The following is a 25006-nucleotide window of genomic DNA, read 5'->3' on the forward strand; positions in this document are numbered from 1 at the left end:
AATTCAATTAACACCACATAATTTTTGGCTCAAAGGGAAATGACTAATTTTGAGCAAAACTTGACCTTGATAATGAAAAAAAACATTCCAATTTCTATATTAGAATTAGCTATAATTACACAAGATAGTGATGCAAAAGAAACATTCCAAAAAACAACAGCACTTGCTCAACAGGCAGATAGTTTAGGGTACAATAGATTTTGGTTAGCGGAACATCATAATATGGCACATGTAGCCAGTACTGCAACGGTAGTCCTTATTGGCTATATCGCTAGTCAAACTCAAAATATTAAGGTAGGTTCCGGCGGAATAATGTTACCCAATCATGCTCCGTTAATTGTAGCAGAACAATTTGGAACTCTTGAAATTCTATATCCAAACCGTATTGATTTAGGATTGGGTAGGGCACCTGGAACGGATGGATTAACCGCACAAGCTATTCGAAAAGATTTCTTCGAGCAATCGCAGCGCTTTCCTCAAAATGTTGCAGCACTTCAAGAATTTTTCTCAGAGGAAAATGCTACTGCAAAAGTTCGCGCCTTTCCAGCAGAAGGAACGAATGTTCCCATTTGGATTTTAGGTTCTAGTATGGATAGTGCTGCTTTGGCTGCTTCTAATGGATTACCGTATGCTTTTGCAGGACATTTTGCTCCAAAACAAATGTATCAGGCTTTTGAGTTTTATCGAGAAAATTTTAAGCCTTCTAAATTTTTAGAACAGGCTAAAACGATGGCATGTGTCAATGCAATAGCGGCTGATACAGACGAGGAAGCCGAGAAATTAGCAACTAGTTTGACTCTAATGTTTCTGAATTTGATTCGGAATGACAGAAAGCCATTGCAGCCTCCTTTAGATTCTATGGATGGAATTATGAGTGAAGAAGAACATTTTCATGTAAACCAAATGACTTCTTGTTCGTTTGTGGGTAGTAAAAAGAATTTAGAAACTGAATTGAAGCAATTTATTGATTACACACGTATTGATGAATTGATGATTACCAGCCCCATTTTTAACCAGAATGATAAATTAAAGAGTGTACAACTAATGAAGGAAGTTATTGATAAAATCAATATTACATAGCATTTGTACTTTTTTTTAAACTTAAATAACGTATATTTTGAGAAATTTAAACCGTACAAGTCTTGTAGGTGGATCTAAGAAGCTCAATTCTAGATTTTGTTATGAAATAAATTAAACAATAAACCCTGCAATGTAAGTTGCAGGGTTTATTGTTTATAACGCATTAAAAATTAAGTATTAATAATTAATTATTTATTTATTTAAGGCTTCCAACCATATCTTCTGGTTTTACCCAAGCATCAAAATCTTCTGGTGTGACATACCCTAGACGTACCGCTTCTTCTTTGAGCGTTGTTCCGTTTTTATGGGCTGTTTGAGCAATTTCAGCTGATTTGTAGTACCCGATTTTCGTATTTAAAGCAGTAACTAACATCAATGAATTGTCAACTAATTCTTTAATTCGCTTGTAGTTTGGTGCAATTCCTTGAGCGCAATGTTCATCAAACGACAAACAAGCATCACCTAGTAAACGGGCTGATTGTAAAAAGTTTGCAGCCATTAATGGTTTGAAAACATTCAATTCATAATGTCCTTGCATTCCACCAACAGAAATGGCAACATCATTGCCCATTACTTGTGCGCAAACCATAGTCAAGGCTTCACATTGTGTTGGATTTACTTTTCCTGGCATGATAGAAGAACCTGGCTCATTTTCAGGAATAATGATTTCTCCAATTCCTGAACGAGGTCCAGAAGCTAGCATACGTATATCATTGGCAATTTTATTCAATGAAACGGCCAGTTGTTTTAAGGCACCATGTGTTTCTACGATGGCATCGTGTGCTGCTAAAGCTTCAAATTTGTTTTCGGCAGTAACAAACGGATGTCCAGTAAATTCAGCGATATATGCGGCTACTTTTACGTCATATCCTTCTGGAGTATTTAATCCAGTTCCTACTGCAGTTCCTCCTAAAGCTACTTCTGATAAGTGTGCCAACGTATTTTTAACTGCTTTTAGACCATAGTTTAGCTGAGCTACATATCCTGAAATTTCTTGACCTAAGGTTAGTGGTGTTGCATCCATTAAATGGGTACGACCAATTTTTACCACAGTATTAAATTCAACTGCTTTGGCATGAAGCGTATCTCTTAATTTCTCAACACCAGGAATTGTAACTTCAACAACTGCTTTATAAGCAGCAATGTGCATTCCTGTTGGGAAGGTGTCATTTGAAGATTGTGATTTATTTACATCGTCATTGGCTTTAATAAATTGTTCGCCTTCGCCAATGTTGAACCCTTTTAAAACTTGTGCACGATTCGCAACTACCTCGTTCACGTTCATATTACTTTGCGTTCCGGAGCCGGTTTGCCAAATGACCAAAGGAAATTCAGTGTCCAGTTTTCCGGCTAAAATTTCGTCACATACAGCAGCGATAGCATCTCTTTTTTCGATTGGCAATACTCCTAAATCGCAATTGGCGTAAGCCGCAGCTTTTTTAAGATAAGCGAAACCTTCGATAATTTCTTTTGGCATCGAAGCTGATGAACCTATTTTAAAGTTATTGCGAGAACGTTCTGTTTGCGCGCCCCAATACTTGTCAGCAGGAACTTGAACTTCACCCATGGTGTCTTTTTCTATTCTAAATTTCATTTTGTGTATATTTGAGTAAGTGATTATTGGCTTTTTAACTTGTAAGTTCGTTTATAATAATTTTTATGAGCCCCGATACTAATGAAAATCCTTTTCTTTTTGTTACCAAAAACAAAAGATGAAGTAAATAGCAGGAAATAACTCCAAATTACGAGTTCAAAACTACGGATAATTCCTTTTTTATAAAAATTGATTGGTAGTTTTTATGTTTTTTTATTGGTAAGAAAAGGAATTAAACTTACATTTGTGGCTACATTCAAAAATTCCGGAAAACATGTTTGAATTTTCACAGTATTTAGGCTTTTTACTTTTCTTAACCATTCTTACTATAGGATTTTGGTTAATGTTTTTTCTTGTAGGTTTCGTTCAATATTGGATTGGCGGTGCTTTATGGGAAATGTATAAAGAAAGAAAAGCAAAGAAAGAACAATCAGTTTAATCTGTTTGTTAAATAAAAAAAGGACTCATGAAAATGAGTCCTTTTTTTATGCATATTTTTTTAATGATCTAAGGGTGAGTAAAAAAGACCCATTTTCAGGAGTCTTTACATTATTATCCTTGGTAATCCCCTTCATTATCATTTTGCGTTTTTCTAGGCTGTTTTTCTTTTTCGTTTTTTGGTTTGTTAAAACGATATGTAAAGGATAAACTAAATTGTCTTTCTCTCCACTGCATTTCACTGTAAGAACTTGCAAATCCTGGAAGGAATGTTTCCATCATTCTTTTTCTTGAATTGAACACATCACTAATATTGAATGAAAGGGTTCCTTTGTCTTTCAGTATGTCTTTGCTAAAGGCTAAGTTTGCACTAAATATACCTAAACTTCTGCCTTGAGCATTGTTTTGAGGGCCATTATAAGTAGCATTTGTTTGCCAGTCAATTTTATATGGTAAGGTAACTTTTGAAGTGATCCTAGTAAACCATGAGGTTGCGATGTTGTCAAAATTTTGTGTAATTACGTTATTGTTAAAATCAGTATAGACAAAATCTCCTTGTGTTTCGTTTCTGAAGAAATTGAAATTTCCGTTTAATTTCCACCATTTATATGGGGAATAATTTAAGGTAAATTCAAACCCTGCTCTGAATTCTGTAGCTAGATTAATTGGGGAACTAATTGTTACGGGAATTCCATTGACAAAATCTCCCGATTCTCTTCTGGCAAATTGAAAAACATCTGTTGTTTTATTTACATACAAGGAAGTATTAAAGGTTAATTTTTCCCATCTTTTGATATAACCAAAGTCAATAGCATCTGAAAATGCCGGATCTAAATCTGGATTTCCAACAAAAATATTGATGTTACTGGATAAGTTGCTGAAGGGGTTTAACATTCGGCCTCTTGGTCTTTGTATTCTTCGGCTGTAGCTTACAGAAGCACTGCTTTTATCTGAAATCTCATAAGTGAAGAAGGCACTTGGAAAGAAGTTGTTGTATTTTTTAGTATTAAAATCATTCGTAGCCAATTGATTGATGTCAATGTTTGAATCTTCAAAACGCAATCCGAATAATGCTGAGAATTTATTTATTTTCATACCATATTGTGTGTATACAGCATTTATTTTTTCATTGTATTCTAATGTATTTGTGAAATTAGTATTAATGACTCCGTCATTTTTAACTTGGTAATCCGTTAATAATTTTGAAAAGTCACCACGATAACCTGCTTCAAACTGACTTCCTTTTCCAAAAGGCAAGACATAATCCATTTGTAGTAAATTTCTGCTTTGATTTTGGTTATTGATGGTGTTATCAAATTTTACCACATTAGTATTGGTGGCTCTATCTGTAATCACGGCATTATTAATATCATCACTTGTAGAAAACGAACCGTCAATAGTTAATTTATGGCCATCTTTTTTAAACTTTTTAGTGAAATTAGTGGCAAACTCTACATTTTCACTATCACTACTTTCTAAATTGATTCGATTGCGGCTGTAATCAAAAGTATTGTCTCCTTCAAAATAGTCTTGAAAAACGTTATCACGATTATCCCCTATACTTTTTCGATAATTGAAGGTATTTGTCCAAGCAGTTGATTCGTTTAAATACCATTCCATTCCAAAATTTCCGTTATAGCCTTTATTGTATCGATCATTTACTCTGCTTTCATCTACAGAATTATTAATCGAGTTATCAGAATTTAAGTAATCGGTATTAGTAATTGCATTACCAGGACTGTTGCGTTTATTATATCCTTGTGTTGTGAAAAGATTAAAGTTTTTTGATTTGTAGTTTAATGTTCCGCTCAAACCATTATTTTCAGGGTATCCTGTTGAAGCAATAAAAGTTCCATTTAGCCCTAAATTTTTTCCTTTTTTCAAAATAATATTCAATAAACCTCCTCCGCCTTCAGCATCATATCTTGCAGAAGGATTTGTGATTACTTCTACTTTTTCAATTGCATCCGCAGGAATTAATCGCAATGCTTCAGCAATATTGATGGCATTTGAAGGTCTGCCGTCAATTAAGACCCTAACATTTTCATTGCCACGAAGGCTTATATTTCCTTCAACATCTACTGAAACAGACGGAATGTTGTCTAAAACGTCACTCACGGTTCCACCTTTTACCATAAGGTCATTCCCTACGTTATATACTTTTTTATCTAATTTTATTTCAACTGTGGTTTTTTCGGAACGAATAATAACCTCATTCAATTGATTGGCATCTTCTTCCAAGCTAATTAAACCTAAACTTAAACTTGACTGAAGATTTTTTTGTTTAATTTCATTTACTTTAAAAGATATAAATTCAATTTTTATATCATAAACACCGGGTTTAATTTCAATGTCAAATTCTCCCTTTGGGTTTGTAATACCACCGGCAACTGGTTTAGGATTGTTGGGAGTTAAAAAAGTTATGGTAGCATATTCAAGCGGTTGTTTGCTTATTTTTTCGATTACCTTTCCTGTAATTTTAATTTTTGGTACAATTGGACCTTCTTGGGCAAAACTGAATAGGGTTGTAAAAAAGAGAACAAGAATTAAAACGGGATTTATTTTTTTCATTTTTAAAAAAACTATGGTTACAGGTATTAGAATATAAAAAAAGGATTTGGTTTAATCTTACAAATCACAAATAAATGTTAATTTGAGAAAAATAGATCTAAGATATGAAAACAGCCACTTTTTCTAAATCTCTTCCTATTATTGCTTTATTCCCACGGAGAACAATAGGTCTTTCTATTAGAATAGGATGAGAAATCATCGCTTGAATAATTTGTTCACTACTCATTTTTTGGTCTTTAAAATTTTCTATCCAAATTTTTTCTTTTCGGCGTACCAATTCCCCAGGTGCGATATTTAGTTTTTGAAGGATATTGGATAACTCTTCAAATGAAGGTGGGGTTGTCAAATAATTTATAACTTCAAATTCTTTTTTTGTTTTCTCTACAAGTGCTAAGCAACTTCTAGATTTTCCGCAGCGTGAATTATGGTATATTTGTATCATCTTTTATTGTATTTATATTAATACTAATTAAAATTGTAGGGTTGTTTCAAGTGTAACAAAAATAACATTTGTTAAACTAATCAGGTATAAAATTAAACTAAAAATTCATGTTTATAGAACAAGGTTTTAAATCAGAAAATAAATTTTGGAAATATATTTTAGGATCAGTACTCCTGATTTTTGCGTCATTTATTGGTCAGATGCCAATATTGATTGCTATTATGTACGAAACATTTTTCAATGGCAAACCGTATCCTACAAATGATAAAGCAGTAATGCAATTTTTCGAGCCCAATTTAACTTTATTTTTGATACTGATTTCATTCGTTGTTACTATGCTTGGAATTTTTTTAGTAATGCGTTATCTTCACCATCAGACGCTTCTTTCTGTAACGACATCAAGAAATAAAGTAGATTGGAAAAGAATTGTATTTTCATTTTCGATTTGGGCTGTATTTACAATTGTAACCACAATGTTATTCTATTTTTATAATCCAAGTGATTTTATAATCAACTTTAAACCCATCCCATTTGCTATTTTGGCTGTAATAGGAATCCTTCTCATTCCTATTCAAACCAGTTCTGAGGAGTACATTTTTAGAGGATATTTAATGCAAGGATTTGCTAATTTGGCTAAAAACAAATGGTTTCCCTTGCTAATGACTTCCCTTATTTTTGGTGGAATGCATTTTTTTAATCCTGAGGTAGCTAAGATTGGTCCTATTGTTTTGGTTTATTATATAGGGACGGGTTTGTTTTTGGGTATTCTTACTCTGATGGATGAGGGAATGGAACTCGCTTTGGGATTTCATGCCGCTAATAATTTAGTGGGGGCTTTGCTTGTAACTTCGGATTGGTCTGCTTTTCAAACACATTCAATATTAAAAGATATTTCAGATCCATCAGCAGGATTGGATGTTATTTTTCCGGTTGTAATAATTTACCCAATTCTTTTATTTATCTTTAGTAAAAAATACAACTGGACCAACTGGAAAGAAAAGTTAACTGGTAAAATCTAAGGATTATAACTTTAGATAATTTTAAAAACACACACCATCATGACCAATACCATCACCTATCATAATGTGCATAATCTATTTAAATTGAATGGATTTCATTTAGATCGAAATGATTTATGCCGAGTAGCTTATAGTTTTATTAAAGAAGGAGAAGAATATGAAAAATCCGTTGGCGATTTTATACTGGATTGGTTTGACAATAAATCTTTTCTTGAATTGAATACTTCAGGGACAACAGGAAAACCTAAACTAATACGAATTGAAAAACAAGCTATGGTTAATTCTGCAATTGCCACGGGCGATTTTTTTGATTTACAACCGGGTGATAAAGCATTACATTGTTTACCAACCAAATACATAGCTGGAAAAATGATGTTTGTGAGAAGCTTCATTCTGGGACTTGATATTGATTTTGTAGCGCCAAGTTCACATCCTATGTTACACAATGATAGTAAGTATGATTTTGTAGCCATGGTACCATTGCAAGCCCAAAACTCGTTAGAAGTACTAAACAATGTAAAAAAGATGATCATTGGAGGTGCAAAGTTGAGTAATGGATTGGCGAAGGGACTTTCTAATCTAAAAACAAAGGTTTATGAAACCTATGGAATGACTGAAACGATTACTCATATTGCTGCAAAGCAAATAGGAGAGGAAGCTTTCTCTGTCTTACCGGATATAAAAATCACTAAAGACGATCGAAATTGTTTGGTTATTGATGCTGCTAAAATTTCAAATGAATCTATTATAACCAATGATTTAGTAGAATTAGTAGGCGAGAACCAGTTTGTTTTTTTAGGCAGAATGGATAACATAATTAATAGTGGAGGCATTAAACTAATACCAGAAAAAATTGAGGATAAATTGTCTCATAAAATTAATTCCAGATTTTTTGTAACGGGAATTGAGGATGTTGATTTAGGCGAAAAATTAGTTTTAGTAATAGAGGGTCAGAATCAAACGTTAGATGAAAATATTTTTGATTGTTTGGATAAATATGAAAAACCAAGACACGTATTTTATGTAGCAAATTTTGCCGAAACCGAAAACGGAAAAATAAAAAGGAAAGAAATTTTAGAAAGCATTTAATGGTTGTTAAAAATAGAAATGGATTATAATTTAGCTATCTCTAAGTTTATCATTGCTCCATTTTAAAATAATAATCAGCAGAATTTTTGCCACTTCCATAAAATAAAAAAGCAATACATATCCCTAACGTGAGAACTGCCAGCAGTAAATTGGGCAAATTTTCTCCCAGAAAATTTACAATTATAGCTCCTATTAATATAGGCAATTGTGCTAGTATTGCCCAGCGTGTAAGTAAACCAAATCCGATCATAATTCCTCCTACCAAATGTGCCGGAGCTATGTAATGAATAAGGAACATTCCTCCCCCAATAGTATCTATTGGGGATATTAAATCATGTAAATATTTAATGTTTGTTATAAAATAAATACCTTTCATAAATAAAAAGATGCCAAGTGCTATTCGGGCTAAATCTACTGTTAAATACGTATGGCCATTAGCCCACTTATTTAAGTTTTTCACATTGTTCATGATTTTGAAGTTTTAGATATTTAACACTAAGTTACTGATTTTTAATTAAATGGATTTATTTTTTTTAATAATTATAAGCCATTATTTTTCTAATTTAAGAAGCGATAATTGATTTTCAGACCAAGGCTATTTTCTGCATGACCATGAGCTAAAAATTGAGTTAGATTCATTGACAACCCTAATTTATTCTTATTGGGATTAATCATAAAATACCTCCCCAAATATAAGCCTGAACACCATCCAAATTGCTGGTCACTGGCGTATTCTGATACAAACCCCAGCCCAATCTTACTGTCTTCATCAGATAGTGCATATCCAATCCCGGTTTCGGCACCCCAAAACCATTTTGAATTCATGTTAAACTGGACATTAGGCTTAAGGCAAAAGAGACTAAAGTTGTTGTGACTGGCTCTTTCTTGTAATGTGCTTTCAGAGGTAAGTATTCGAGTATTTTTCCGGATAAAACGGTAATCATAATCCAATCGAATTCCCAGTTCTAATTTTCTAGAAATTATTTTCCCTATTCGTGTATTGAAGCCTATTCCCAGCCTATGGGTACGATACATTTCTATATGAACCGGCAAAGAGGCATTGATTCCTGCTTCAAAATAAACTGGTTTAGCTTCCTTTGAAGTAATGGGGTTTTCAGGTTTAATTTGTGCACATATAGACTGACCTATAAATATTACAATACTTAGTAGTGGAACCAAAATCTTTTTCATTTGTATCAATTTTAGATTAGTAAAATGAATTAAGTGAAGATTTTTAGGTGTTAAATAATAAATAAGGCTGTTTTACAACTACTATAAATGTAGTTGTAAAACAGCCATAAATTTACAAAATATTATTTTAAATACTTGATAACGAGTGTTAAACCTGTATTACGCCTAAGTTGAATTTTTTTTCAATAGGCGAGTGGTTAGCTGCTTCAATTCCCATAGAAATCCAAGTTCTGGTGTCTAAAGGATCAATTATAGCATCTGTCCACAATCTAGAGGCAGCATAGTAAGGTGAAACTTGTTCATCATATCTAGCTTTTATCTTATCAAATAATTCTTTTTCTTTTACTTCATCTACCTCTTCTCCTTTTGCTTTGAGTGAAGATGCTTCAATCTGTGCCAATACTTTAGCGGCTTGGGTTCCGCCCATAACAGCTAATTCTGCACTTGGCCAGGCAAAAATTAATCTAGGATCATACGCTTTTCCACACATGGCATAATTTCCAGCTCCATAGGAATTCCCTACAATCACCGTAAATTTAGGTACAACTGAATTTGATACTGCGTTCACCATTTTTGCACCATCTTTTATAATTCCGCCATGTTCTGATTTAGATCCCACCATAAACCCAGTTACATCTTGTATAAAAACTAAAGGAATTTTTTTCTGGTTGCAATTAGCGATGAAACGGGTGGCTTTGTCTGCACTATCCGAATAGATCACGCCTCCAAACTGCATTTCGCCATTTTTAGTTTTTACTACTTTTCGTTGGTTGGCAATGATTCCCACTGCCCAACCTTCAATTCTGGCATAACCGGTAATAATAGTTTGACCGTAACCCTCTTTATACGCTTCAAACTCGGAATTGTCAACTAAACGATTGATGATTTCCATCATGTCATATTGTTCATTTCGAGCTTTTGGTAAAATACCATACATTTCCTTTTCGTCTAATGCTGGCTTTTCTGCTTTAATTCGGCTGTAACCGGCTTTATCAAAGTCTCCTATTTTGTCAACTATGTTTTTTATTTTATCTAACGCATCTTTGTCATCTTTGGCTTTGTAATCCGTAACTCCTGAAATTTCACAATGCGTTGTTGCTCCGCCTAATGTTTCATTATCGATGCTTTCGCCAATAGCTGCTTTGACTAAGTAGCTTCCTGCTAAGAAAATACTACCCGTTTTTTCAACAATTAAAGCTTCATCACTCATGATTGGCAAATAGGCACCTCCGGCAACGCAACTTCCCATTACGGCAGCAATTTGGGTAATTCCCATGCTGCTCATTTGGGCATTGTTTCTAAAAATACGTCCAAAATGTTCTTTGTCCGGGAAAATTTCATCTTGCAAAGGCAAATAAACGCCAGCACTATCCACTAAATAGATAATTGGTAATCTATTTTCCATAGCAATTTCTTGAGCGCGCAGGTTTTTTTTAGCAGTGATTGGGAACCAAGCACCTGCTTTTACAGTAGCATCATTAGCAACAACGATGCATTGCTTACCTCTAATATATCCAATTTTAACTACAACACCACCTGAGGGACAACCACCATGTTCGGCATACATTCCTTCCCCAACAAATGCCCCAATTTCAATACTTTTCGCTTTTGGATCCAATAAATAATCGATTCGTTCGCGTGCGGTCATTTTGCCTTCGCCGTGTAATTTTTGGATGCGTTTTTCACCGCCGCCCAATTTAACAATGCTTAGTTTTTGACGTAAAGCGGATAGTAAAAGTTTATTGTGGTCTTCGTTTTTGTTGAAGTTCAAATCCATGATGAAATAATATTAAGAAAGTTTGCGCTAAAATACAAAATCCAACTAAATATTTTTTATTAATTTAAACTGTAAACGACGAAAATCGATTTATGTTTACTATTAAAACAAAAAAACAGAAGCGAACTCCTGTTTTTTTATGAATTTAATAAAAAAGACACGTTTATTTTTTAGATTCATTGACGAGTCTTTTTAAAATTGCCCATTGTTTCAATGCATCACGTGCCTCGACAGCAGGGTATCCTAACATGGTTTTTCCAGCAGGAATATCTCCTGTTACACCAGATCCAGCACCTACAATGGCACCGTCACCTATAGTTGTGTGGTCTTTTATTGAAGCACTTCCACCAATTATAACACCGTTACCCAACGTTACTGAACCTGCCAATCCACTATTTCCAGCCATGATGCAAAACTTTCCGAGTTTACTGTTATGACCAATTTGGACTAAATTATCAATTTTACAACCGTCACCTAAAACGGTAGAGCTAAATTTCCCTCTATCAACGCAAGTATTAGCGCCAATTTCAACACTATTGCCAATAATCACGTTTCCAATTTGCGGTATTTTCACCAAACCTCTTTGCGGATCAGGGCGAAAGCCAAAACCATCGGCACCAATAGTAGCATTGGGATGTACTATGCAATCATTACCTATATGGCAACGTTCTCTAATAACGGTTCCAGACCAAATAACCGTGTTTTTTCCTATGGTACATTCATCAAGAATAGTCACATTGGGATAAATTGTAGTGTTGTCGCCAATTACAACTTTAGGACCAATATAAGAACCTGCACCAATTCGGGCTCCATTGCAAATAGTGGCAGTTTGATCTATTGTTGCGGTGGGATGAATGTCAATGTGAAATAGAGGAGTAGGAGGCGCAAAAAGCTCCAATACCTGTGACATGGCTAAATCAGCATTTTTTACCTTTATAAAAGCCTTGTTTTCTCCCGGTTCGATACTGATATCTTCATTAACAACCGCTACGCAAGCATTTGATGTAGTCCATAATTTTTCATATTTTTTGTTTCCAATAAATGAAATTTCGGTGGTATTGGCCATTTCTAATTGTTCTGGAGCTGTAATTTTTTGGGTTGTGTTCCCTATAATTACTCCATTAAGAATCGTGTTGATTTCTTGAATTGTGTAGGATTTCATTACGTATTTATTGGATTTGGATTTGTTATCGTTTCCAAATAAAATCATTTAACGTTGAAATTGCAAATGTTTTTTTGCGTTGGGAAAAAATCATTCTTTAATACCATTAAAAAATCCCCACAAACCTTTCCATAAAGGAATGCTGAGGGGACTTTAATTATTTTTAAAAGTAGTACTGCCTACATTGCTATTCTTCTTCTTTCTGCCCCATCATCATCAAATAGGCTTTCAAGAACTCATCAATCTCCCCATTCATCACGCCGTCAACATTACTGGTTTCATAACCGGTTCGTACATCTTTGACTAGCTTGTAAGGTTGCATTACATAATTCCTGATTTGGGATCCCCATTCTATTTTCATTTTTCCTGCTTCGATATCCGCGCGTTGTGCTTGTTTCTTTTTTAACTCAATTTCGTATAATTGAGACCGTAACATTTGCATGGCGCGTTGTCTGTTGTCTTGTTGCGATCGGGTTTCGGAACATTGTATTTGAATTCCGGTTGGTTTATGAAACAATTGTACTTTAGTTTCTACTTTATTTACATTTTGTCCTCCAGCACCACTGGATCGCGACGTTGTAATTTCAATATCAGCAGGATTAATATCAATTTCGATACTATCATCTACCAGCGGATACACATAAACGGAGGCAAATGACGTGTGTCGCTTGGCATTACTGTCAAATGGTGAAATACGCACCAATCGGTGTACGCCATTTTCTCCTTTTAAATAACCAAAGGAATAATCGCCTTCAAATTCGAGTGTTACGGTTTTTATACCGGCAGCTTCTCCTTTTTGGAAATTCAGTTCTTTTATTTTGTAATTGTATTTTTCACCCCACATCATGTACATGCGCATGAGCATTTCGGCCCAATCACAACTTTCAGTTCCACCGGCACCAGCAGTTATTTGTACAACAGCACTCAAAGTATCGCCTTCATCCGAAAGCATATTTTTGAATTCTATTGCTTCAATGTGCGCTTGAGTAGCAATGTAATGTTCGTCTAATTCTTCTCCGGTAAGTTCTCCTTCTTTATAAAAATCATAGGCAAGTTGCAATTCGTCCGTCATTTCGACTGCTTTATTGTAATCTTCAATCCATTTTTTTTTATTCCGAAGATTCTTTACAATGATTTCAGCATCTTTTGCGTTATTCCAAAAGTCTGGAGCAAAAGTTTTTTCTTCTTCGTTTGAAATTTCAATTAATTTGGCATCAACGTCAAAGATACCTCCTCAACGCACCAAGGCGCTCTACAATACCTTTAATTTGTTCGGTAGTTGTCATAAATTATGTAATTTTGTCGGACAAAAATAAACAAATTTAGCTAAGAGACAAATTGCAACTAGTTTCTGGCACAAATAAAATAGCACAAATAAAAAATAAAATGGAAATAAATTTAATTAGCGATACAATCACAAAGCCTTCAAATGAAATGTTACAGTATATGTTCAAAGCCAAAGTTGGAGATGATGTATACAAACAAGATCCGACCGTTATTGAACTTGAGGCCAAAGTTGCAGCAATGTTTGGAATGGAAGCCGGACTTTTCTTCCCATCGGGAACAATGGCAAATCAAACGGCTATAAAATTGCATACGCAACCTGGAGAACAGTTAATTGCGGATAAATATGCGCATGTATATCATTACGAAGGTGGAGGCGTTTCTTTTAACAGTGGTGTTTCCTGTTGTTTGTTAGACGGAAATCGCGGAATGATAACTGCAGCACAAGTGGCTGGAGCAATTAATGATCCGGAGTTTTATCACAGCCCATTAACGAGTTTGGTTTGTGTAGAAAATACGACTAACAAAGGCGGTGGTGCTTGTTATGAATTAGAGGATTTACAAAAAATAAAGCAGGTTTGTGATGCAAATAACTTGAAATTTCACTTGGATGGTGCTCGAATTTGGAATGCATTAGTAGCCAAAAATCAAAATCCAAAAGACTTTGGGAAATTATTTGATACCATTTCGGTTTGTTTGTCTAAAGGTTTAGGGGCGCCAATTGGTTCGGTGTTATTGGCAGACAAAGCTACTATTCACAGGGCATTGCGAATCCGAAAAATATTAGGTGGAGGCATGCGTCAAGTAGGGTATTTGGCCGCAGCAGGAATTTATGCTTTGGATAATAATATAGAACGTCTTGCTGAAGATCATAGAAGAGCCAAAGAAATTGCCCAAGTATTGAAAAAGGTGAACTGGGTAGCTTCAGTAGAACCAGTAGAAACTAATATTTTAATTTTTTCATTAGTTCCACATTATGACGAAAAGAATTTAATTGAATTATTGAAACAAAAAAATATCTCAATTAGTTCTATGGGGCACGGAAAACTCAGAATAGTGACGCATCTGGATTACAGAGAGGTAATGCATACCTATGTTTTAGAAACGTTGCAAAAAATGGTACTATAGTTTAAAAAATTTGTTTAGGGTTTAACGGTTTAGGATTGTCAAAAACGTTAAACCCTATACTTTATTTATTTAAACAAATCATCCATTCCAGGAATCATTGGCATATCCATTTTTGCAACAGCATCAAGTTCAGCTTGATTAAGGTCCGTTGCTTTTTCAATTGCTTTGTTCAACACTAAAATTAAATAGTCTTCCAATTGATCTTTATCTTCTAATAAAGTATCATCTATAGTAATTGACTTAATTTTTCTATTGGCAGTTAACGTTACTTTTAATAAGGTGTCGTTACTTTGTTCTTCTACAAGAACGGTATCCAAACGTTTTTTTGTTTCTTCTATCTTTTGTTGGGTCTCTCTAAGTTTTCCCATCATTCCCATTAAATCCATGTCTAATTTTTTTAAATTAAATTAATATACAAAATTACTATATTGCATAGTCAAAATCAAAAAAATATACATGAAAAATAAACTGATGATAAGTTGTCTTTGTATTATTTTTGCAGCATCAATTACTAATATCAAAGCACAACAAATGTCAAAAAATAGTCCTACACCAATAGCTAAAATCATTCCTAAAACTTTAGAGAAACACAACGAAAAAAGAATAGACAATTATTTCTGGTTAAACGACAGAGAAAATCCGGAAGTAATAGAGTATTTAAATCAGGAAAATACCTACTACGATACTATGACTGCGGATACTAAAGGTTTCCAAAAGGAACTGTATGAAGAAATGAAGGGGCGTATTAAGGAAGACGATCAATCAGTTCCTTATTTATACAATGGTTATTATTATATTACCCGTTTTGAAACTGGAAAAGATTATCCTATTTATTCTCGAAAAAAAGGTAGCCTTTTTGCCAATGAAGAAATTTTATTCAATTGCAATGACTTGGCAAAAGACCATTCTTACTTTCAATTAGGTGGTTTAAGTGTGAGTCCAGATAATAAATTTGCGAGTTTTGGTGTGGATGCAGTTGGCAGACGTATTTATACAATACAAATAAAAAACTTGGAAACAGGAGAAATCCTTTCGGATAAAATTGAAAACGCTACTGGAAGCTCTGTTTGGGCCAATGATAATAAGACGCTATTTTATACCAGACAGGATAAAATTACATTGCGATCAGATAAAGTTTTCAAGCATAAATTAGGGACTGATACGGCAGAAGATGTATTAGTTTTTGATGAAAAAGATGAAACTTTTAATGTTTCAGTGGGTAAAGAGAAATCAAAAAAATACATCGTAATTGGATCTGGGAGTACCTTAACAACAGAGTACAGGATATTAAATTCAGACACTCCGGATGGAGAATTTGTAATTTTTCAGCCCAGAGTTAGAGGCTTAGAATATAGTATTTCCCATTTTGGAGATTCCTTTTACATCTTGACCAATAAAGATAAGGCAACTAATTTCAAGATGATGAAAACGCCGGAGAGCGCTACTGCAAAAGAAAATTGGAAAGATGTCATTCCACACAGAAAAGAAGTCTTATTAGAAGATATAGAAATTTTTAGAAATTTTTTAGTTGTAGAGGAACGCTCTAATGGATTGAATCACATTCGGATTATGCCTTGGAATGGTGATGAGGAATACTATTTGCCTTTTGGTAGCGAAACCTATAGTGCGTATACTACAACTAATGTCGATTTCGAAACGGACATTTTGCGTTACAGTTACCAATCATTAGCAACGCCATCTTCAGTTATTGATTTTAATATGAAAACCAAAGAGAAAGAAATCAAGAAGGAGCAACAAGTGCTTGGCGGCAAATTTGATAAAAATAATTATATCGAAGAACGCATTTGGGCTACAGCTACTGATGGAACTAAAGTGCCAATTTCGATGGTATATAGAAAAGGATTAAAAAAAGATGGAAAAAATCCATTACTGCTTTATGCCTATGGTTCGTATGGAGTTACAATGGATGCTTATTTTTCATCGACCCGCTTGTCTATTTTGGATAGAGGTTTTGTTTTTGCAATAGCACACATACGCGGAGGTGAGGATTTGGGAAGACAATGGTATGAAGACGGTAAATTATTAAAAAAGAAAAATACGTTTACTGATTTTATTGACTGCTCTAAGTTTTTAATTCAAGAAAAATATACTTCTCCTCAACACTTGTATGCTGAAGGTGGCTCTGCGGGTGGGTTGTTGATGGGAGCGGTTGTCAATATGGCTCCAGAATTATACAATGGTGTAATTGCTCAAGTCCCATTTGTCGATGTGATTACTACAATGCTGGATGATACTATTCCGCTTACCACAGGAGAGTATGATGAGTGGGGAAATCCAAACCAGAAAAAATATTATGATTATATGTTGTCGTACTCCCCTTATGATAATGTAGATGCTAAAAGGTATCCTAATATGTTTGTTTCTACTGGACTTCATGATTCACAAGTACAATATTGGGAGCCTGCAAAATGGGTTGCAAAGTTAAGAACAAAAAAAACTAATGATACTGTTTTATACTTGAATACTAATATGGATGCTGGTCATGGTGGCGCTTCAGGACGGTTTGAAGCACTGAAAGAGCTAGCTAAAGAATATAGTTTTTTATTAGATTTAGAAGAAATAAAAAACTAATTAGATTATTTTTGTTAAATTTGCAACGTTCGTGGTTTAATTAAAAATTGCTGCGACTAACTATTTTTTTATGAAAAAAGAAATAACTGCTTATAATAATGTCTTAGAATTAATAGGTAATACTCCACTTATTAAGCTCAATAAAGTCACTGAAGACCTAGAAGGAAATTTCTACGCAAAGGTTGAGGCTTTTAATCCAGGACATTCCTCCAAAGATAGAATCGCATTATATATAATTGAAGAAGCTGAAAAAAGAGGTATTCTAGCACCGGGTGATACCATAATAGAAACCACTTCTGGGAATACGGGTTTTAGTCTGGCAATGGTCAGTATTATTAAAGGATATAACTGTATTCTTGCGGTTAGTTCTAAATCCTCTAAAGATAAAATTGACATGTTACGCAGTTTGGGAGCTAAAGTTTATGTATGTCCCGCACACGTATCTGCTGATGATGAACGATCCTATTATAATGTTGCTAAACGGTTGCATGAAGAAACGAAGGGGTCGGTTTATATCAATCAGTATTTTAATCAATTGAATGTTGATGCGCATTATAAATCAACAGGTCCGGAAATTTGGAAACAGACGAACGGTAACATTACCCACCTGATTGCATGCAGCGGAACAGGAGGAACAATTTCAGGAACAGCGAAGTATTTAAAAGAACAAAATCCAGGTATTAAAATTCTAGGTGTTGATGCTTTTGGTTCAGTGTTAAAAAAATACCATGAAACACGAGAATTCGATAACGATGAAATTTATCCTTACCGAATTGAAGGATTAGGTAAAAATTTAATTCCATCTGCAACGGATTTTGATATTATTGACAAATTCATGAAAGTAACTGATGAAGAAAGTGCACATGCAGCCAGAGAAATTGTCAAGAAAGAAGGGCTTTTTGTAGGTTATACGTCCGGAGCTGTTATGCAAGCTATCAGGCAATATGCTGAAGAAGGGGAGTTTGATAAAAATAGTAATGTAATTGCCATTTTTCCAGACCACGGTTCTCGTTACATGAGTAAAGTGTTCAGTGATGACTGGATGAACGAACAAGGTTTCTTTGACAGTATTAACGAAGAAGAGGTTCAGAAAATTGAATTCATAAAATAGATCTTTTAATTTCTTAGATTGTTAAACTTTAAAAATTTATCAAAAACTCCAAATTTTTTTTGGAGTTTTTTTGTTTTAATAAATAGCAATAGCAAAAAAAAGACTCCAAAGTATCACTTTGAAGTCTTTATTCTTATTTTCTCTTTTGGAAGAAGTCTAAGCTTCTTCCATTGTATGGTATACATTCATCACATCGTCATCTTCTTCTATTTTTTCAATTAACTTCTCTACATCAGCTACTTGTGCTGCTGTAAGTTTCTTTGTTATTTGAGGGATTCTTTCAAAACCGGAAGAAAGAATTTCTAGACTTCTATTTTCTAATTCTTTTTGGATGGTTCCAAAACTTCCAAAAGGGGCATAGATTAAAATACCGTCTTCATCTTCAAAAACTTCTTCAGCACCAAAATCGATTAGTTCTAATTCTAGTTCTTCAGGATCAATTCCATTTGCCGGAATTCTAAAATTACATGTATGGTCAAACATGAATTCAACCGAACCTTGTGTTCCCATAGTGCCATTGCATTTATTAAAATAACTACGAATGTTTGCAACCGTTCTATTGTTGTTGTCAGTTGCAGTTTCTACAAGAATTGCTATTCCATGAGGTGCATATCCTTCAAATAAAACTTCTTTATAGTTCGCTGTATCTTTGTCAGTAGCTTTTTTAATCGCTCGCTCAACGTTCTCTTTTGGCATATTCACTGCCTTGGAGTTTTGAATAACAGCTCTTAATCTGGAATTGGCATCAGGATTGGGACCGCCTTCCTTTACTGCCATTACAATATCTTTACCAATTCTGGTAAATGCTTTGGCCATTGCAGACCAACGTTTCATTTTTCTTCCTTTTCTAAACTCAAACGCTCTTCCCATTTCTAATTTATTATTTTGAACTGCAAAAATACAGTTATTAGTTATTTTTTCAAATGTTTTTACTATTCAATTGGAACATGTTTTGAAATAAAATTGGTAGCTGTTGTGTTCCAGCTAGTGATGAGATTGGTGCGTTCTGTATTAAACTTTGTATTGAGTTTATTATAGGTACCAACTTCTTTGTTCAATTCGTTTACCAGCTTATTAAAAGTATCAATTTCTTCTTTTGATCTGGCGTTTGGGGATTTGTTATCCATTGTTTTTTTACTTTCCTGAAACTTTTGATTCAACATCATAAAAGAAACTACACCGGGAGCAAATTCTAATGCTTCTTTTTTATTGAATTCCAATATTTTTTTAGTAGCATTTACCAATATCAAATCGTTTTTGTATGCCTGGAATGTTTTTAGTTTATCCAATCCTTCTCTCGAATATTGGTCTAATGCATTGCTGTTTTGTTGTATGGCATTCAAATTTTTATCGGTAATGGCTTTCATTAAAACAGATTCTGTAAAATTCACTTTAAAAAAGATCAGGAATAATTGGGTGTGGTTTTCAAAAACTTCATTGGAGATTTTCATCTTTTTACCCAGTTCACTTTTGTCTTCGCCAATTTGGATACCATATTTATTAGCAAATATTTTTTGGTTGGCATTCAATTTATTAACTTCCTCATTGATTTTGTTGTTGACTAAATCCCTCGCTAGGATAAAAGCTTCCATAAAATCATAGGATTGTTCTGCTACTTCTTGCATGTTTATAATTTTCTCATATTCCTGATTGATTTGTTTTTCAGAAATGGATAAATATGCGAGCAATTGATTTTTATATTCCACATCGCCTTTATATCCATCTTTTAAAAGTTCAATTTTTTTAGCCGTATTTTGAATGCTTTTCACCAAGTTTTTTCGGGTAACATCAATTTTTCTAGCATTTCTGCTGTGTGCAACCGCTGAGGTGTATTTCCAGGTAGTTCTTGAAATAACATCTGTTTCTTTGCCTATGAAATTTAAATAATCCACGGGTGTTTTAAATTCTTGGGCTGAACAAATGGTTATAGAAAGCAAAAACAGGAGTACAGTAAAGTTTGGTTTCATATTTTTTGGGTTATTTAGTTAAAGTATTATAATCAGTCAGTATTGCAATTGCTTCTTCTAAATAAGGACTGTTTTTTAGATTCTTAATTTTATACGAATTTAGATCTTGCTGGAAAGGATCAAATTTTAATTTTTCTAAATCATAGGAAGTATTAGATAGGGTAAAATTACTTTCACGATCCACTATTTTTTTAATCTTTTTCCAAAGAGGGTCAATTTCGTGAACATCCTCAAATACATCTTTGAATGCTAATCGAGTCGGTTTTTTAGGATTGTTATACAGCGCATTTATTTGTTTATTAAGCAAACTTATTTCATTAAAACGAGAAGTGTTTTTTAACCGGGAAGTACTTAATTGAATGACTTCAGAGAAATGGGTTTTAGGCAATGGATTAAATCGGGCTTTGGTACTGATGACGTCATTTTTGAAAGCTGTTTTATAGCTGATTTCACGGTTAATGATACTGTCAAATAAAACTGGGAGTACAATATCCGGTATAATTCCCTTTATTTGATGGCTCTTACCAGTAATTCTATAAAATTTTTCAATCGTAATTTTTACGAAATCTTGTTGGTTTTTTTCATCCAAAGGTAAAATAGACTGCATCGTAGCTTTTCCTAATGAGGAACTTCCAATGATAATTCCTCGGTTGTAATCCTGAATAGTAGCCGCAAAAAACTCGCTTGCCGATGCTGAATTGCCATTAATTAATAATACCATAGGTCCAGTATAAACAGTACCTCGATTGTAATCTTTTAGGATAGTTTGATTGTCTTTGCTGTCTACTAAAACGGATAAGGGACCAATATCTATAAACATCCCCGCTAATTTAATCGCTTCTTCAATGGAGCCACCTCCATTATTTTGAAGATCAATTACTAAACCTTTAATATTTTCTTTTTGAAGTTTTGCAATTTCTTTTGCAACGTCGTCCGCACAACCTTGAACGGTATGTCCATCAAAATTAGAGTAAAAACTTGGGATGTTGATGTAACCAATTTTCGTTTCTTTTTCGGCAATATAACTGTAAACGGCATTTTCAGTTGCTTTCATCAATTGTTTTCGAAGAAAAACATTTAAAATTGTCCCATTTTTTTTTTGAATGGTCAGTTCAATCTCAGTATTCGAATCTAAAAAAATCAATTCTCCAATTTTTTCAATTGAAGCACAGGAAACGGTATATTCTGTTCCTTTGGCATTGGAAACTTTCAGAATTAGATCTTCTTTGTCAAATTTATTTGTTTTTGCTGCAGGACCGCCAGGAACAATTTCTTGTACTACAAGTTCCTCTTTATCATTAAAACCAACATTCAATCCTAACGAGAGTGTACTGGTTGACAAACCGGACATGAAGCTCGATTTAGCAGCTAATGAAAAATAATTAGAATGTGGGTCAAAATAGGTGCAAAATAAATTTAGAAAACTATTTTGAAGATCGTCTTCTATTCGATTTTTGGTTTCTAAAATGCTGTTAACTTGACATAAATTAGAATCAAAGAGTTTTTCTTTGGTTGTTTTTTCGAGTGCTGTAAAATTTTGGGTCAATGAATCTAAATTAGTGCTTAACTTTGAAATATCTTCCAGAATATCATACCGAATTCTCTTTTTCCAAACGCGTTCTAAATCAGTTACCACTAAATCAAAAGGAAAGTTTTTCTTTGAGAATTTTACAGAGTCATTCGTAGAATAATCAAAAGATTCTTTTTGAATTTTCTCTAAAACTTTTTTCTTTCTGGTTAGCGCTAATTTATAAACAGAAACAAAATCATTCATAAAGGAACAATTGTTTTGTAAAATAGAATTATCCAGTAGAAGTCTATGCTCACATAGTTTTTGATATTCTATTTTCGTAAATAAATTTCGATTAGAATCCAAAACATCCATAAAGCTATCAAATACAAAAACCGATAAACTATCGTCTATCGGTTTTGGTTGATAATGCTCCCGCTGGAGTAACGTATTTATTTTAGAAACCAATTCACACGTTTTTGCATCATTTTGACTCAAAAGTGAAAATGTAGTCAATAAAAAGACGAGTAAAAGTTTCTTCATTTATTTTTATTTCTTATAAAAAGGTAATTTTACTACTTTGGCAGGAACGTCATTTTTACGAATTCTGATAAAGATATCACTCTCCAAAGCACTGTTTTCAATCGTTACATAACCTAAACCAATTCCTATATTCATCGATGGCGACATAGTTCCTGAGGTTACAATTCCAATTGTATTTCCAGCTGCATTGACAATTTCGTAATCGTGTCTTGGCACTGCACGTTCTTGCATTTCAAAAGCAACTAATTTTTTAGTAACACCCACTTCTTTTTGCTTTTTTAGGTTTTCTGAATTGGTAAATTCTTTTGTAAACTTAGTAATCCATCCTAAACCCGCTTCAAGAGGAGAAGTAGTGTCGTTGATGTCATTTCCGTACAAACAAAAACCCATTTCTAATCGTAACGTATCACGAGCTGCAAGACCAATTGGTTTAATTCCAAATGGCGCACCTGCATCAAATACTTTATTCCATATTTGTTCTACTTCTGAATTTTTACAATAGATTTCAAAACCTCCAGAACCGGTATATCCTGTTGCCGAAATAATTACATTTTCGATACCTGCAAAATCGCCTACCTCAAAATGGTAGTAAGGAATAGCAGATAAATCTTTTGATGTAAGGGATTGCATCGCTTCAACCGCTTTAGGGCCTTGAATTGCTAGTAAGGAATACTCTTCGGAGATGTTTTTCATCTCCACGCCCATATCATTATGAGCTGAAATCCAATTCCAATCTTTCTCAATATTTGAAGCATTTACGACCAATAAATACTGATCATCCTTCATTTTATAAACAATCAAATCATCTACAATTCCACCGTCATTGTTGGGTAAACAAGAATATTGTGCTTTGCCAATGGTCAAAGTTGAAGCATCATTCGAAGTCACTTTCTGAATCAAAGCCAAGGCATCTGGACCCGTAAGCAAGAATTCGCCCATGTGGGACACGTCAAAAACACCCACGGCATTGCGCACGGTTTCATGTTCCGCATTTACTCCTTCATATAAAATGGGCATGTTGTATCCGGCAAACGGAAGCATTTTTGCTCCCAAACTCTCGTGTATGTGCGTAAGTGCAGTATTTTTCATTATATTTTTGTCTAAAATTTGAAGTGGCTAATTTATTGATTTTATTTTGGGTAACAAAGTCTTAGTCAAGCAAAGTTTAAAGATTCAAACGTTTTCGGAACAATTCGGGATCTAGTATTTATTGCCTTTTTTAGGAGCTATTTCCTGCTATTCGCTCTATCTTTATCTAAAGCTTACAGCCTTATTAAGTCTGGAAGCTTTAGATAAAGGATGTCGCTTTATCAGAGCTAGGGAATTTCGGTTCCATTAACGAATTTGTTTCCTATTAAATTCGTAATTTTAAATAAACAAATTTCCATGACGAATTTCATTTACATCGACCAAAACGAAATCCTGAAACGGTACAAACGACCAGACAAGCAAACGCACAAAGGAATTCAGGGACACGCTTTAATCATAGGCGGAACTTATGGAAAAATAGGAGCAATCAGTTTGTCTTCGAAGGCTTGTTTGAAAACGGGTTGTGGGCTTGTCTCCGTTTTTATTCCAAAATGTGGATATAACATTCTTCAAACAGCTATTCCAGAAGTAATGGTTTTGACGGACAGTCAGGAAAAATTAATCTCCGATATTACTTTTGATATTATTCCACAAGCCATTGGAATTGGTCCCGGTTTAGGTCAGGCAGTTGAAACTCAAAACGCCTTGTATCAATTTTTAAAAATAAATGTGTCTCCATTAGTGATCGATGCCGATGCATTAAATTGTATCTCTAAAAATAAAAAACTACTCGCTTTGATACAGCCTAAAACAATCTTAACACCACACCCAAAAGAACTGGAACGGTTGATAGGAAAATGGAATACTGAAGAGGAGAAAATGACTAAAACAGTTTCTTTTTCAAAACAATACCGTATTATCATCATAATGAAAGGTGCACCCACTCGTATCATTGATGGTGATACTGTCTATGAAAATACAACAGGAAATCCGGCTCTTGCAACCGCTGGAACAGGCGATGTTCTAACGGGAATGGTTACCAGTTTATTGGCACAATCGTATGAACCCATTAATGCTGCAATTCTTGGAGTTTACCTTCACGGTCTGACGGCTGATATTGCGCTACCCGAAACAGGTTATCAGTCTTTTATTGCGTCAGATGTTATCGCGAATATTGGAAAAGCGTTTTTGAGTTTAGAAAATATAAAGTAGCTGTTGTTTCTAATTCTCCTTTTTTAACTATCTCTTTCTAGCTCCATTTCTCATTGTGATTAAGTACAAATATCTTTATTGTTAATGATATTCAATTCATTGTTAAACTGGCATTTTATTTTATGATACGGATAATATCCAGTAGGGTATAAAAATAGTTGAATGTGATTCCTCTTACATTGGAACAACAAACTGAGAGTAATTATTCTTTAAAATTGTATTTAAATTCATCTCACTTAGTTGTAAGTTTGTGTCCAAGCAAATTCA

The 25006-nt window shown here is 34.0% G+C and carries 21 protein-coding genes; 8 read left to right on the forward strand and 13 right to left on the reverse strand.

Translation table 11 applies throughout. The features are described 5' to 3' along the window. Nucleotides 1-72 precede the first annotated feature (72 nt). On the forward strand, nucleotides 73-1080 hold the full coding sequence (locus AC0608_RS07025) for an LLM class flavin-dependent oxidoreductase (RefSeq protein ID WP_478288578.1): 1008 nt from the start codon (nucleotides 73-75) through the stop codon (nucleotides 1078-1080). Between the two features lie 196 nt (nucleotides 1081-1276). Here AC0608_RS07025 and fumC read toward each other — a convergent pair whose 3' ends face one another. After that, nucleotides 1277-2674, reverse strand: coding sequence for a class II fumarate hydratase (fumC, locus tag AC0608_RS07030; protein WP_478288579.1), 1398 nt, complete (start codon nucleotides 2672-2674; stop codon nucleotides 1277-1279). A 274-nt stretch (nucleotides 2675-2948) separates the two neighbouring features. Here fumC and AC0608_RS07035 point away from each other — a divergent pair, with 274 nt between their 5' ends. After that, the gene (locus AC0608_RS07035) at nucleotides 2949-3113 is read left to right on the forward strand and encodes a hypothetical protein (protein WP_091170588.1); all 165 of its coding nucleotides are present in this window, start codon (nucleotides 2949-2951) and stop codon (nucleotides 3111-3113) included. 113 nt (nucleotides 3114-3226) lie between these two features. Here the strand turns inward: AC0608_RS07035 and AC0608_RS07040 are convergent, their stop codons facing one another. Beyond that, nucleotides 3227-5683 (reverse strand): TonB-dependent receptor, encoded by a 2457-nt coding sequence (locus tag AC0608_RS07040; protein ID WP_478288580.1) that lies wholly within the window; start codon nucleotides 5681-5683, stop codon nucleotides 3227-3229. A gap of 97 nt (nucleotides 5684-5780) precedes the next feature. Next, on the reverse strand, nucleotides 5781-6125 hold the full coding sequence (arsC, locus tag AC0608_RS07045; RefSeq protein WP_478288581.1) for an arsenate reductase (glutaredoxin): 345 nt from the start codon (nucleotides 6123-6125) through the stop codon (nucleotides 5781-5783). Between the two features lie 107 nt (nucleotides 6126-6232). Here arsC and AC0608_RS07050 point away from each other — a divergent pair, with 107 nt between their 5' ends. Further along, nucleotides 6233-7144 (forward strand): CPBP family intramembrane glutamic endopeptidase, encoded by a 912-nt coding sequence (locus AC0608_RS07050; RefSeq protein WP_417959949.1) that lies wholly within the window; start codon nucleotides 6233-6235, stop codon nucleotides 7142-7144. A gap of 39 nt (nucleotides 7145-7183) precedes the next feature. Continuing rightward, entirely contained in the window at nucleotides 7184-8233 is a 1050-nt protein-coding gene (locus AC0608_RS07055; protein WP_478288582.1) for an AMP-binding protein, read from the forward strand. 49 nt (nucleotides 8234-8282) lie between these two features. Here the strand turns inward: AC0608_RS07055 and AC0608_RS07060 are convergent, their stop codons facing one another. The 5 genes from AC0608_RS07060 to prfB all read right to left on the reverse strand — a co-directional run bounded on the left by AC0608_RS07060 (nucleotide 8283) and on the right by prfB (nucleotide 13649). Further along, nucleotides 8283-8702, reverse strand: coding sequence for a DoxX family protein (locus AC0608_RS07060; protein WP_417959951.1), 420 nt, complete (start codon nucleotides 8700-8702; stop codon nucleotides 8283-8285). An 89-nt stretch (nucleotides 8703-8791) separates the two neighbouring features. Beyond that, the gene (locus AC0608_RS07065; protein WP_417959952.1) at nucleotides 8792-9424 is read right to left on the reverse strand and encodes a hypothetical protein; all 633 of its coding nucleotides are present in this window, start codon (nucleotides 9422-9424) and stop codon (nucleotides 8792-8794) included. Nucleotides 9425-9572: 148 nt separating this feature from the next. Beyond that, nucleotides 9573-11201, reverse strand: a complete 1629-nt coding sequence (locus AC0608_RS07070; protein WP_417959953.1) for an acyl-CoA carboxylase subunit beta — start codon at nucleotides 11199-11201, stop codon at nucleotides 9573-9575. A 163-nt stretch (nucleotides 11202-11364) separates the two neighbouring features. Beyond that, nucleotides 11365-12363, reverse strand: coding sequence for a UDP-3-O-(3-hydroxymyristoyl)glucosamine N-acyltransferase (gene lpxD / locus AC0608_RS07075; protein WP_417959954.1), 999 nt, complete (start codon nucleotides 12361-12363; stop codon nucleotides 11365-11367). 187 nt (nucleotides 12364-12550) lie between these two features. After that, nucleotides 12551-13649 (reverse strand): peptide chain release factor 2 gene (gene prfB / locus AC0608_RS07080; protein WP_417959955.1). Its coding sequence is split into 2 segments (ribosomal slippage): nucleotides 12551-13585 and nucleotides 13587-13649, totalling 1098 coding nucleotides; the frame shifts between segments, so codons are not numbered across the junction. 100 nt (nucleotides 13650-13749) lie between these two features. Here prfB and AC0608_RS07085 point away from each other — a divergent pair. Next, entirely contained in the window at nucleotides 13750-14775 is a 1026-nt protein-coding gene (locus AC0608_RS07085) for a threonine aldolase family protein (RefSeq protein ID WP_417959956.1), read from the forward strand. A 65-nt stretch (nucleotides 14776-14840) separates the two neighbouring features. Here AC0608_RS07085 and AC0608_RS07090 read toward each other — a convergent pair whose 3' ends face one another. Beyond that, the gene (locus AC0608_RS07090) at nucleotides 14841-15161 is read right to left on the reverse strand and encodes a YbaB/EbfC family nucleoid-associated protein (RefSeq protein ID WP_417959957.1); all 321 of its coding nucleotides are present in this window, start codon (nucleotides 15159-15161) and stop codon (nucleotides 14841-14843) included. A gap of 70 nt (nucleotides 15162-15231) precedes the next feature. Between AC0608_RS07090 and AC0608_RS07095 the strand changes: the two genes are divergently transcribed. Both AC0608_RS07095 and capA read left to right on the forward strand, forming a co-directional pair. Then, nucleotides 15232-17367 carry a S9 family peptidase gene (locus tag AC0608_RS07095; RefSeq protein WP_478288583.1) on the forward strand — a complete coding sequence of 712 codons (2136 nt, stop codon included), beginning with the start codon at nucleotides 15232-15234 and terminating at the stop codon, nucleotides 17365-17367. Between the two features lie 70 nt (nucleotides 17368-17437). Next, complete coding sequence (capA, locus tag AC0608_RS07100) at nucleotides 17438-18478, forward strand: cysteate synthase (RefSeq protein WP_478288584.1); 1041 nt, start codon at nucleotides 17438-17440, stop codon at nucleotides 18476-18478. Between the two features lie 156 nt (nucleotides 18479-18634). Here the strand turns inward: capA and AC0608_RS07105 are convergent, their stop codons facing one another. The 4 genes from AC0608_RS07105 to gcvT form a co-directional block, all read right to left on the reverse strand. Then, nucleotides 18635-19348 carry a YebC/PmpR family DNA-binding transcriptional regulator gene (locus AC0608_RS07105; protein ID WP_417959960.1) on the reverse strand — a complete coding sequence of 238 codons (714 nt, stop codon included), beginning with the start codon at nucleotides 19346-19348 and terminating at the stop codon, nucleotides 18635-18637. Nucleotides 19349-19410: 62 nt separating this feature from the next. Continuing rightward, complete coding sequence (locus AC0608_RS07110) at nucleotides 19411-20445, reverse strand: hypothetical protein (protein WP_478288585.1); 1035 nt, start codon at nucleotides 20443-20445, stop codon at nucleotides 19411-19413. A gap of 10 nt (nucleotides 20446-20455) precedes the next feature. Continuing rightward, the gene (locus tag AC0608_RS07115) at nucleotides 20456-22498 is read right to left on the reverse strand and encodes a S41 family peptidase (RefSeq protein ID WP_478288586.1); all 2043 of its coding nucleotides are present in this window, start codon (nucleotides 22496-22498) and stop codon (nucleotides 20456-20458) included. A 6-nt stretch (nucleotides 22499-22504) separates the two neighbouring features. Continuing rightward, nucleotides 22505-23587 (reverse strand): glycine cleavage system aminomethyltransferase GcvT, encoded by a 1083-nt coding sequence (gene gcvT / locus AC0608_RS07120; protein WP_478288587.1) that lies wholly within the window; start codon nucleotides 23585-23587, stop codon nucleotides 22505-22507. A gap of 297 nt (nucleotides 23588-23884) precedes the next feature. On the opposite strand from gcvT, the gene AC0608_RS07125 reads away from it, so the two are divergent. Further along, nucleotides 23885-24739, forward strand: a complete 855-nt coding sequence (locus AC0608_RS07125) for an NAD(P)H-hydrate dehydratase (RefSeq protein ID WP_478288588.1) — start codon at nucleotides 23885-23887, stop codon at nucleotides 24737-24739. Nucleotides 24740-25006: the final 267 nt, after the last annotated feature.

It is taken from the genome of Flavobacterium sp. GNP008 (genome assembly GCF_056428965.1).

Bases quoted from the DNA above. Each gene is read 5' to 3' on its own strand.
- AC0608_RS07025 (WP_478288578.1), top strand. From the start codon at position 73: ATGAAAAAAAACATTCCAATTTCTATATTAGAATTAGCTATAATTACA.
- fumC (WP_478288579.1), bottom strand. From the start codon at position 2,674: ATGAAATTTAGAATAGAAAAAGACACCATGGGTGAAGTTCAAGTTCCT.
- AC0608_RS07035 (WP_091170588.1), top strand. From the start codon at position 2,949: ATGTTTGAATTTTCACAGTATTTAGGCTTTTTACTTTTCTTAACCATT.
- AC0608_RS07040 (WP_478288580.1), bottom strand. From the start codon at position 5,683: ATGAAAAAAATAAATCCCGTTTTAATTCTTGTTCTCTTTTTTACAACC.
- arsC (WP_478288581.1), bottom strand. From the start codon at position 6,125: ATGATACAAATATACCATAATTCACGCTGCGGAAAATCTAGAAGTTGC.
- AC0608_RS07050 (WP_417959949.1), top strand. From the start codon at position 6,233: ATGTTTATAGAACAAGGTTTTAAATCAGAAAATAAATTTTGGAAATAT.
- AC0608_RS07055 (WP_478288582.1), top strand. From the start codon at position 7,184: ATGACCAATACCATCACCTATCATAATGTGCATAATCTATTTAAATTG.
- AC0608_RS07060 (WP_417959951.1), bottom strand. From the start codon at position 8,702: ATGAACAATGTGAAAAACTTAAATAAGTGGGCTAATGGCCATACGTAT.
- AC0608_RS07065 (WP_417959952.1), bottom strand. From the start codon at position 9,424: ATGAAAAAGATTTTGGTTCCACTACTAAGTATTGTAATATTTATAGGT.
- AC0608_RS07070 (WP_417959953.1), bottom strand. From the start codon at position 11,201: ATGGATTTGAACTTCAACAAAAACGAAGACCACAATAAACTTTTACTA.
- lpxD (WP_417959954.1), bottom strand. From the start codon at position 12,363: ATGAAATCCTACACAATTCAAGAAATCAACACGATTCTTAATGGAGTA.
- AC0608_RS07085 (WP_417959956.1), top strand. From the start codon at position 13,750: ATGGAAATAAATTTAATTAGCGATACAATCACAAAGCCTTCAAATGAA.
- AC0608_RS07090 (WP_417959957.1), bottom strand. From the start codon at position 15,161: ATGGATTTAATGGGAATGATGGGAAAACTTAGAGAGACCCAACAAAAG.
- AC0608_RS07095 (WP_478288583.1), top strand. From the start codon at position 15,232: ATGAAAAATAAACTGATGATAAGTTGTCTTTGTATTATTTTTGCAGCA.
- capA (WP_478288584.1), top strand. From the start codon at position 17,438: ATGAAAAAAGAAATAACTGCTTATAATAATGTCTTAGAATTAATAGGT.
- AC0608_RS07105 (WP_417959960.1), bottom strand. From the start codon at position 19,348: ATGGGAAGAGCGTTTGAGTTTAGAAAAGGAAGAAAAATGAAACGTTGG.
- AC0608_RS07110 (WP_478288585.1), bottom strand. From the start codon at position 20,445: ATGAAACCAAACTTTACTGTACTCCTGTTTTTGCTTTCTATAACCATT.
- AC0608_RS07115 (WP_478288586.1), bottom strand. From the start codon at position 22,498: ATGAAGAAACTTTTACTCGTCTTTTTATTGACTACATTTTCACTTTTG.
- gcvT (WP_478288587.1), bottom strand. From the start codon at position 23,587: ATGAAAAATACTGCACTTACGCACATACACGAGAGTTTGGGAGCAAAA.
- AC0608_RS07125 (WP_478288588.1), top strand. From the start codon at position 23,885: ATGACGAATTTCATTTACATCGACCAAAACGAAATCCTGAAACGGTAC.